Origin of the sequence: Vibrio sp. 10N.247.311.13 (assembly GCF_041467595.1) — a bacterium.
Taxonomy (GTDB): domain Bacteria; phylum Pseudomonadota; class Gammaproteobacteria; order Enterobacterales; family Vibrionaceae; genus Vibrio; species Vibrio crassostreae_C.
Genome location: NZ_JBFSUX010000030.1, coordinates 40,823 through 52,102, shown reverse-complemented (window position 1 = coordinate 52,102; position 11,280 = coordinate 40,823). Strand labels below are relative to the sequence as shown.

The 11,280-nt window shown below is 45.9% G+C and carries 2 protein-coding genes; one reads left to right on the top strand and one right to left on the bottom strand.

All coding sequences use genetic code 11. The features are described 5' to 3' along the window. Positions 1 to 40: 40 nt before the first annotated feature. Complete coding sequence (locus tag AB6E52_RS13760; protein ID WP_241910592.1) at positions 41 to 559, bottom strand: helix-turn-helix domain-containing protein; 519 nt, start codon at positions 557 to 559, stop codon at positions 41 to 43. A 306-nt stretch (positions 560 to 865) separates the two neighbouring features. Between AB6E52_RS13760 and AB6E52_RS13755 the strand changes: the two genes are divergently transcribed. Further along, positions 866 to 11,260 carry a DUF11 domain-containing protein gene (locus AB6E52_RS13755; protein ID WP_102320622.1) on the top strand — a complete coding sequence of 3,465 codons (10,395 nt, stop codon included), beginning with the start codon at positions 866 to 868 and terminating at the stop codon, positions 11,258 to 11,260. Positions 11,261 to 11,280 lie beyond the last annotated feature (20 nt).

Genomic DNA, 11,280 nt, shown 5'->3' with positions numbered 1-11,280 from the left:
TAGATGATCTGATCGTAGCTTTAAGCATTAGTTCCCTGATTTAGGAAACAAAGCCATCTACATTGATCAGTTTGTGACCATGTGCTTTTTTCTCACAGTAGTAGAGATATAAATCAATTTGGTCCAATGGCGAAATATCGACTTTTGTGAATTTAGAAAGTAGTTTGATTCTGTCGATAACGCCAGTGTCACACGGCTCTGACATTAAAGGCCGTGACTTAAAGTTGCGTTTGCCTTGTTGTTGATTCAGGCCTGATAGAGCTGAAATTCTACTTTGAAATGAGCCATAGGATTCGTTTAAAAACAGTTCGATTAACGTGTCTTTTTGTTCGGACTTAAAGCTCTTTATTGTCTCAAACAAATCTCCGCCAAGGTACTGTAAGATCTTGAGTGCTTTGTATGAACTAGGCTTTACCTTACTGTTTTCCCAACGATTTATCGTTACGACGTCAACCGCATTAAACTCATCGTCCAGCTGATTTAAGTAGGTTGCAAACTCTGTTTGTGTAAATTGAAGTTCCTTTCTGAAGTTACGTAACAACTGTGAAAACTCACTCATTAAAACATTAACCTTCTGACAATTAACTCAATGTCTTGATTCTAATTTAGACATCAGACTCTATATTTAACATCTTCAGTAATTTGTTTTTTACGGATGTTAATTGTTCGGATTATTTGAACTGTATCTTGCGCATGTCCCTAACAGGCTAGGTGCCAAATTAGTGACGTCAAATCTATGGCTTTTTGCCTAGACACTTGTCAATCTACTGTGAAGTGCGCGTTAATGTTCAGATACAATCTTGCCTTTTTCTTATTCCTTCTGCTGTTTCCATTCGCCTCCTATGCGGACACAACGGGTCTTGTTATGGATCTGTCTGTTGACAGTGCGTATTACGACAACGACCAAGAGGTGGCTTATACGCTTGTTTTAACGAATGAGTCGGATAAAGCTATCGCTGAGTTGGACGTTAAAGATGAGCTGTTAAATATCTTAACGACAGATGATCAAGGGAATAATGTCAACGCGTTCTCGCAAGTCTCAACTCAAGCGCAATCCTCCTTCCTTTCATCTCCGGGTGATTACAGTCGCTTCGGGAATTTAGATGCATCAGGTGTGCGTATTGCGGCTGGTGGGTCGGTGACCTACACCATGGTCGCCACCGTTTCTGGTGACGCAGCCGGTACGATTGATAACGTCGCAAGTGCGAGCACTGGACTGTTGGATGCTGTTGAATCAAATACAGAATCCATTCAGCGTGGTGTGTACCAACATGATGTTGTTGTTTCGGTCGATAAGACTAACTATCAACTCAATAACAAGCTCACCTATAAGATTAAGGTTTCGAACACTGGCGATACGTTTATTCAGACGATCGACGTTCAAGATGTCATTTCAGACATAAAGGCACTCAATATTGAAGGAGCTTTGCAACAAGCCTTTACTGACAACGTTAATTTAGTTAGCAAGGTTGAAGGCAGCAAAAGCGATCCAGGCACCTTCGCCGAATCAGGGGACTTATCAGTAAGTGCTGCGTCGATTGATATTGGCGGGTCTGTGACTTACGAAATTCAAGCAACTGTTGCCGACAATTTAGTCGGCGACATTGTTAATGACGACATAACTGCTGAAACACGCGATGACTTGGTTACAGTTGATGAGGTTATCACTCCACCCACTGAGCCTAGTATCACCCTGACACATACCTTGAACCAATCGGATAACTACCTAGTCGACGATGAGTTTTCCTATACGGTCACGGTTGCCAACCAAGCAAACTCCGGTATTGCTTACCATTATTCGGTTCAGCAGTTTCTTGCAGATCTTGAAACCGATCTAGGTAACGATGTCAGCAACGAAAAGAACGCAACTGACACGGTTGGCAATCCTTACGATTTTTGGACTAATGAAGTGAGCTCAATCGGTTCTAATAGCCTTTCAGAACTCAATGCATCTGGAAAGGAGTCCAACAAGTCACTAGAAGACAAAGTGTCTATCTATCCCGGTGAGCAGATTGTTTATTCCGTTGTGGTGGACGTTAGCCCTGTGTCTATTGGTCAAATCCCCCAAGTTGTTGCCCGAGTAGTTGATGCTGATGGCCTCGCAGATTCTGGCGATGCTTTGGCTAATATTCTTGATTCGAAAGGCGTTCTGACGACGTCATCAAGTCAAATTACACGTAATAAGAACACCACAGATACTACTTATGTTCCGGGGATAGCCGGTGATAACGAAGTGGTCTATGACATTGTTATTTCTAACAAGGACACAGAGTTTTTTGCCAACGATATTGAAGTTGTCGATAAATTTGCTTGTATCGTGACAGAGCAAGCGGATGGCTCTAACGCTTCAGCATTTTCCGAGTGGAAGCTTGAAGTCGCCGATAGAAGTGGTGACGGATCGAACTATGGCTCATTTAATTACAATACTTGGACAACAAACGACATCAATTTGAAAGTCGACCTCGCACCTGAGGGCTACGTTCATTATAAGCTGACCGCAAAAGTGGCAGACACCAGTGTGGGTCAGATTGTTGATGATGGTACCGATGCCGGCTTGTGCTTAGGGGATAACTTAGGCGAGTCGGGCTCTGGCGTTCAAATGCCAAACTCGAAACTAAAAGTCCAAAAGGGAGTTGATTCTCGTTACTACTCAGCTGGCGGCACCCTGAACTACGACATCACGGTAGAGAATAACGGTGACGGCTACGCGATTGATATACCGGTTTATGATGATTTAGTCTCTGTCATGACTCAGTCTATTAATGATACACCGACTAAAGCGTATTTGAGCTGGATTATTACTGCGAAATCTTATGCCTCTGACGGCTCAATTTCGACAAACAGTGATCCCGGCTTTACTGGTCAAATTGAAGGTAATCAAAGCAATAAACTTATCCTGGACGAGAAGGCTAAGCTGGCCCCACACGATAAGATCGTTTATAGCATTGCAGCGATCGTAAACCCCATTGCCGATGATGAAATCCGTAATGAAGTGACGGTCGACAGCGTGCTTTATTCCGACAGAGGCTCATACCCACGAGATTACTACTTAGTATTGGATAAGCGTGTTGATGGTCATAACGAACAAAACGCGTATACCGACACCACCAATACTGTCACTTATACGATCAGCATTACCAACCCAGCAGGGAACGGTTTCGCCTCTAACATCAATGTCAAAGATGAAATCAGCACCATAGAAGCTGAGCTCCTTCACGAGCCGGGTGAAACCAAGCCCGTGTTCTCATCGTGGACGATCAGTGCAGAAAGAGAGGCAGACTCTCCGTGGGTGAAAGCTGTGACTGACCCTGGATCGTTCTCGGATAACAATGATCTGGATGCCACCGCTCAGATCCCGCCAGGTGCGACGATTACTTATACCATTGTTGGGACACTCGATCGCAGTGTCGACAGTGAGATTCTTTGGGGAGCATTCACCAATACCGCAACAGTGACAGGACCAGATACTAATCTATCGGATACGGTACGTACCTATCCTAGCGAGCCGAATCTTGTAGTCGCTAAGACCGCTCAAAATACCGACTTTGTTGTAGGTGAGCGCGCTACGTTCGATATTTATATCTATAACCGCGGTGTTGGCTATGCAAATGACGCAACGGTACAAGATAGTATTTCAGCGCTTAACTTCTTTAATAGTTGGACAATTGTAGGTTCGACCAACACAGATAAACCGGGTTCTCGTTACGGTGACATTGCTAACGACACTGACATCGATACCGACGTTGATATCACTCCCGGAGGGTGGGTTCACTATGAGGTGAGCGGCATTGTTAAGTCTGACTATGAAGAAGAACAAGTATCGAACCGTGTTGATGTTTACGATCCTATTACAGACCGTGACCACAGCTCTTCCGCTCAAATAGATAACTCACACAGTACCTATGACATCAATGTTTCATTAGCCAAAACGACCGATGTTGTCCGCTACACGCCGGGTGAAGATCTCACCTACACCATCGTTATTGGCAATAACAGCGACACTGATGAGACCGATCTTATCTTCATGGATCGCCTGAGTGAGATCACTACTACGCTAGCGAATGATAAAGATGGTGAAGTAGAAGATGTTCTTAATCAAAACCCGTTTGACTATTGGTCTGTTGATACTGGCTCTGGTTTCGGCCCTCAAACGACTGAAGATGTGGAGTTCCCAGTTTCAATTCCGGCCAAAGACTTTGTCACGGTGCGTATTAAGGCGCATGTCAAAGACAATGCGGTATCTAACGGTGTAGCGGACAGAGACGGCGGCATAATCCGCAACGAAGCCGTGCTGATTCATGATGATAATGCCGGTTGTACTGACGATTGTGAGTATGCCAAACGTGCCGTGGCTGAAAACCATCAGGTACATAATAACGGCGGCGTTGTTCGCACTACTAACATTAACCGCTACTCTCCGGGAGATGAGTTGACTTATACCATTAGGTACAACTCTCAAGATGGACATGGTTATCGAAACAACGTAGACGTTAACGAACTGATTAATGACATATCAGTGGAGCTACAAGATGGCAATTCAGGTAATCCATTTTTCGATGATTCGGTAGGTTCAAACAAGTTTACGGTGGCGGTTGCTAAGAGCGATCCTGCGAACGCGGGTACAACAGATGGTACCAAAGACGGTGATGTTGCGAACGACACTGACATCGTAACCTCGATTGATATCGATGCTGGCGAAGACGTGACTTACACAGTAACAGGTACCGTAAGACCGGATGCGGTCGGTGATATTCATTATCGAGATACCGTCGTGATTCCCGATGACTACCATTTAGATTTTGATAAAACGACTGATGAAGCGGTGTACGAGCCCGCTCAAACCGTGACCTATCACTTAGTGATTGAGAATGACGGCAAAGGTAACGCTCACGATATTCCAATCGTCGATAACCTCGAAGATATTACGGTCAGCTTAGTGGATGGTAATACAGGACCAGCGTATTCAGATTGGACCATCACATCGATCGCAACTGGAACTGATTCTGAGTATGTGGATGCGGGCGCAGGTGCTGGCAATGTTTACACATCAACCAACAGTAACCTAAATGTTGAAGCCGATATTCCGATGGGCGCTAAGCTTGAGTACCAAGTTGTCGCGACCATCAATGACAAAGCCAATGGTGATGTTGTTAACGTTCTAACCGTTGATGGTGACACGATATCTCATGATATTCGTCAAGAAGCTCGAAAAGTTGATTTTGAAAAGAACATTCTGGCGTATTACGACACGGATGAAAACGAACTGGTTGGCGCAACTAACTACATGCCAGGTGGTTATGTTGAGTATGAAATTTTAATTGAGAACATTGCGAGCGCCCACGTTGATGATATGAGCTTGCGTGATGACATCGACCAAATTAACACTCAATACTTTGATGGAACGCGTGGCCCTGCCTTTGATAGCTGGACGATTGAAACATTCACTGATAGCTCAGGTATTTCCAACCCAGATGTTGATAACTCAATCCAAGACAATAAGCCGATTGATACTCACTTCGATATCTCGGCAGACAACTTTGGCCGAGCTGCATCGTCAGCGTTTGTCCGCTATGTCATAAAAGCCAAGATCAGTCCGAAAGCGGTTGGTTCTTTTACCAACAAAGCTTTCATCGACGAAGACAATGGCAATGAGTTGGTCGCGGTATCGCCACCATCAACGATGGCGGATCCTGAAGTCACGTTCTCTAAAAAAGCGTTTTATGATGCAGGCTTCTCTTCGCAAAAAACTGAATATTCTCAAGCTTTTGGCGAGAGTGAGGTTTACTACCGCGTTGAGATTAAGAATGCGGGCGATGGTATTGAATATGGTTCTCGCCTAGAAGATGCGATTTCGGAAATTCAAACTCGTATTGCAGAAGACAGCACCACTTCAGGTGGTGATCCTGTTGGACAACCGTTCTTGGTTGGCTGGGAAGTTAGCCTAGATAAAACGGCTGCGACAGGCTCTATTACCGACGCGATTGACTTTGTACCGGGCAATAACATCGATATTGATAACGAGATTGTTATCGCGCCTCAAGAAAGCTTAACGTTCACTATTCATGCTCAAATTCGTGAAGATGCATTGGGTGACATTCAAAATAAAGCGACGTATGACGGTAGTGCTCGAACAGCGAATTTAATGCCGCTTGAAAATAATACCAGTGTTGAAAAACGTGTGGTGTCGATCAACGGCAACCCGTTCAATGATGGTGATACCTATCTGCCGGGTGACGAAGTTGAGTATGAATTTGTAGTCACAAACCCTGAAAACGGTTGGGCGAATGATATTCAGGTCAAAGATACAATCACAGACATTCAAGTCGAAGTGATTGGCGGTAAAACGGAATCCGCTTTTGTTTCTGGCGATATCACCCATGAAGTCAGCAATGGTATTGATGCCAACGCTGATACTTATGTACCAAGCTACAACACCAGCGGCAACCTTGATATTGATACCGATATTGCCGCGGGAGAAGCGCTGACCTTTAACTTAACCGGTGTCGTTCGTGACGACGCTTTGGGCACGATTGATGCGAACCAAGTGACCGCAGGAAGTGACTCTGCAACATCGCAAGTGATACCACCTAAAGATGCTGAGCTCGATTACTTCAAAACCTTGGTGTATACCGATGGTGAATCGGCAGGGTGTTCTGTTCCTTCAAACGATGGCAGCGGTTGTACTTACGCACCACGTGGTGATGTTGAGTACCAAGTTACGTTAGATAACACAGGCGATAGCATCGCAAATGACGTGAGCGTTATTGATGCGATTCACACCATCAAAACCGAAGATGGCGATGATGCGTTCTCTAGCTGGACAACGGCTATTGCGGTTGAACCTGTTGGCACTTATGACGTGCAAGGTAACTACAACGGTAGCGTACCATTGAATGCAACTGTCGATCTTCGTCCTGGTGAGCGTATTGTGTTTGACGTGAAAGGCACCGTGTCGACTTCAGCGACAGGCACTATTACCAACACGGCGCAAGTGAACGGTGATAACACCAACGACATCGTACTTGATCCGGGCCGCTCGAATATCCTGATTGATAAATGGACGGATACGCCTGAGTACGTGCCGGGTGGAACAGTGAATTACTACATCGACATCACCAATGACGATGTGGATTCTGGCCTGTTTTCGATTCGTGACATCATCAGCGGCTTTGAAGTCGAAACCGTCGATGGCTCAATGAAAACGGCATTGACAGAATGGACGGTTGATTACGATGTGCTTTATAACTCGGCGCCGTCAGACCCTGACGCTAATGATTTTTCAGAGTTAGATAAGCTAGTTGGTCAAAACAGTCCAGACATCGATTTACCTGTTGAATCGATCAAGATGGCTGGGCGTGACGATGCTGGTACGGGTGGTGGTGATAAGTACACAGCTGTCCGTATTCACGTTCAAGGTAAGGTTCGTGATGATGCGATTGGGCGCTTTACCAATACGGCTTATCTACGACATGGTTTGGACGATTCGAAGATCGCTCGCTTACGAGAAGGCTTTATCACTCCGAAGTCGGGTCAATTGGTTCTAACCAAAGAAACGACGCCAATTGCAGAACCTGATGCTAAGTATCAACCGGGTCAACCTATCTCATACAAGATCACCGTGGCTAACACAGGTGAAGGTTACCTTGTCGATCAAGTTCTAACCGATCGTATCGACACCATCATGACAGAGGTGGCTAACAGCCCAGATCAAGAGCAAGCGTTGACAGGTAATTGGATCATTAGCGACGAACAGCTTGATGGCAGTGGCGATCCAGCCCTGAACGCTCGCAAAGATGTGGTTAATAACGCACAGGGTTATAGTGCGACTTACAGCATTCACCCGGGTGACAGTTATTCATTTGTCGTGACCAACACTGTTAATGATAAGGCCAAAGGCGAGATCACTAACGTCGTTAAAGTTGATAGCGACGACGGTGAGCACTCTGCAGACGCGACCTACATTCCAGAAGATGCGCAAGTTGAGATCACTAAAGATGTCGATAAAGCAGAGTACCTTCCGGGAGAAACACTTCAGTACACCGTGACCGTTAAGAATAACGGCTTAGGTTGGGCTGAAGATGTTGCTATTGAAGATGCGCTGAAGTCGGTTGAAACCACGATTGCAGGTGGTACGACTGAACAAGCTTTTGACCCTGCTTCAATCCAAATATCGGCGGTATCGACAACCGGTGAAACCCCAGTACCGGATGCAACCCGTGATGAAGACCTTCATGAGACGCTCGATATTGCGCCTCAAGACAGTATTGTTTTCACTATTCAAGTTTCGACTAATCCGTTGGCGACAGGCGATATTACTAACATCGCATCAGCGACCTTTGACGGCACAACATTTGATGACAGTGCTACCAGTACACCAGTGTTGGCGACGGTTTCGGTCAAGAAGACGGTTGATACGCCATCGTATGAAGTAACCAAGCTGATTAACTACGACATCACCGTAACCAACAGCTCTGATGCGTTTGCATCTGGTGTTCAACTTCAAGACATCATCAGTGACATTCAAGTCGACACGACCGCGGATAAACAAGAGTCGGCATTCCTACTATGGGAAGTGAGCTTTGACGCCTCGGATGATCGCTCTGTTGTCACTCCCAAGACGTTCGACTTGAGTGAAGATATCGATGTGAGTATGGATGTGGCGCCACAAAGTACCGTGACATTCCATGTTAAGGCGTTGATTCGTACGACGGCGATTGGCGATATCAGTAACACGGCAACCATCACTTATAACGGAACACCACAAGACTCAACGGTAGTCATGACACCGAAAGACTCTGAGTTTGTTGCGACGAAAACTAACGTACAAACCGAGTATGAGCCGGGTGGTGAGCTGGAATTCTTGATTACCATTGAAAACACCTCTAACAACTACATCAGCGATTTAAGTGTTGTCGATGACATGAGCACGATAGAGGTGGGCTATTACGATGGTACCACTGGGCCTGCTTTTGTTGCTGGAACCACTTCTTTGGTTGTTGAGTCAACCACGGTAGGAACGACGACGGAGCAAATTAGCCCGATTGAGTACAGTGTGGATATTGCACCGCACGGCACAGTTGTGTTCCGCTCAAAAGGCACCGTAGTCGATACCGCGACCGGACACATCATTAATACTGCGCAAGTAGATGGCGGCGATGTTATCAGTCCTCCAGTTCAAACAGTTGCGGCTGTGGTTCAAGCTGAGCTGTTTACCGATGCCCCGTATTACGTGCCGGGAGAGCAGGTTGAGTATCACTTAGTGGTGCAAAACATAGGCCGAGGTATAGCCAAAGATGTCGCGCTTTACACCCAGTTCTCTGAATCCATGGGTGATCATATTGATGGTAATTTTAGTAATGCGTTTGATGAATGGACACTAACGGCAACATCAGAAGGGGCTGAAACTCAACCTGGCACCTTTGATGACGACAAAGACCTGTTCACCTTGGTCGACATATCGCCGGGCGGCAAGATTGATTACACGTTCACATTGACGGTCAACGAAGACATGCTGACTAATATCGATGTGCTTGGATACTACCTCGACTTAACTGGTAGCCCAGCGATGCGCGCTCGTTCTAAAGGCATGTTGGCCTCTGAAACCTCGATGCAGGCAGTGGCAGATCAAGTATCTGCTTTGGATTTGCCGCCAGTGGGTGCTGATCTGGTTGTTGAAAAACGTTCTGATAAGCCTGAATACACCGAAGATGACGACAGTGTCACTTATTACTTAGCCGTGACCAACAACGGTCAAGGTAACGCGGCTAATGTTCGTCTAACCGATGAGATCAGTGGACTACAAAACAGCACAGGTAATAAAGTCTTTATCGATTGGACAATTGAAGGTGTGGAAGTCGACGACTCGGGCGCGGTTATTCAGCGTCATTCTTTCCCGTCGAATAAAGACTTAGACACTACCGTTAACCTGAAATCCAACAAACGAAATGCTTACGCGTTTGAGGTCGTGGGTACGCTAGGTAAGGGCTTGGATGACGACATTACCAATACCTTTACGGCGACCGAATCTGATGGTACCGAAACCAGCGACAGTGTAACTACTCATATCAAGAAGATTCCTGATAATTCTGGAGAGTTGGAGCTGACCAAGTCTGCGTTGCAAGATACCGCGCAAGTGGGTGATGCGGTTGAGTACGAGATCATCGTTGAGAACAACAATGAATCTTACTTTAAGAACGTGACTGTGGAAGACCGTTACCCAGGTGGTCTGAAATACATCGTGGATACATCAGAAGTTGTGCTAAGCGGCATTGATGGTGAGTTCGGTACGGAAGACGATCAGGTTATCTCTCAAGATCCATCAGATACGGGCAAGTTAATGTTCACATCGTTGAACTTTGATCCGGGCGAGAAGCTGCGTATTCGTTACTTATTGCGTGTCTCGGTAGGTGCCACTTTTGGTGATTACATCAACACCGCAGTAGCGAAGGTTGATGGCTCGGCTGTTTCTAATGAAGACATCGCCAAAGTGACCATTGAGCCGGACAAGGTGTTCGATACCTCATCGATCATCGGTAAAGTTTTTGAAGATCATAACAAAGATGGATTCCAAGCTGATGCAACCGCGTTTGATGTTGAGCTAACTGCGAACTTAGCAACACAAGGCTACATCGCTGATTCGACGCACATCATTCGTGATGGTCAAGACGTTGCTATTCAAGATGGTGCGATAACCACTGCACTTGAACAAGGTTTGGAGCTTGGTGACCTTTGGGGACATTCAGTGAACCGAACACTGCCAGAAACCAGCAAAGTGGTGATTCAATTTAAAACTCGCACACAGCAAAGCTTTGATTTCTACGTCACGACTGATGCGGGCTCTCGCATCGAGTTCGACGCACAAGGTCAGATTCAGTTTAAGCATGAATCCGATAAGAAGAAGGGACTGAGCGCGGAAAATCTCAACGTAACCAGAAACCTGTATCGCGATGGCGAGGATTACCTGTGGGAAATCGTTATCGAGAACAAAGGTATCTACGAAGATGGTATTCCGGGCGTTAAGTTGATGACGGTTGAGGGAATCGTTATTTACACAGACCAGTACGGTCGTTACCACGTGCCCGACCAATGGGTACTCAATAAGAAAGGTAAGAACTTCTTAGTGAAGTTGGACACTGATTCGCTCTCCACCTCCATGGAAGTAGTAAGCGAAAACCCGAAAGTGTTGCGAATTACCCCGAACAAGCTCACCAAGTTCAACTTTAGCGTTCATCGTAAAGACCAACAAAGTGAACAGAAGTAAGCCATTGGAACCGTATCTGG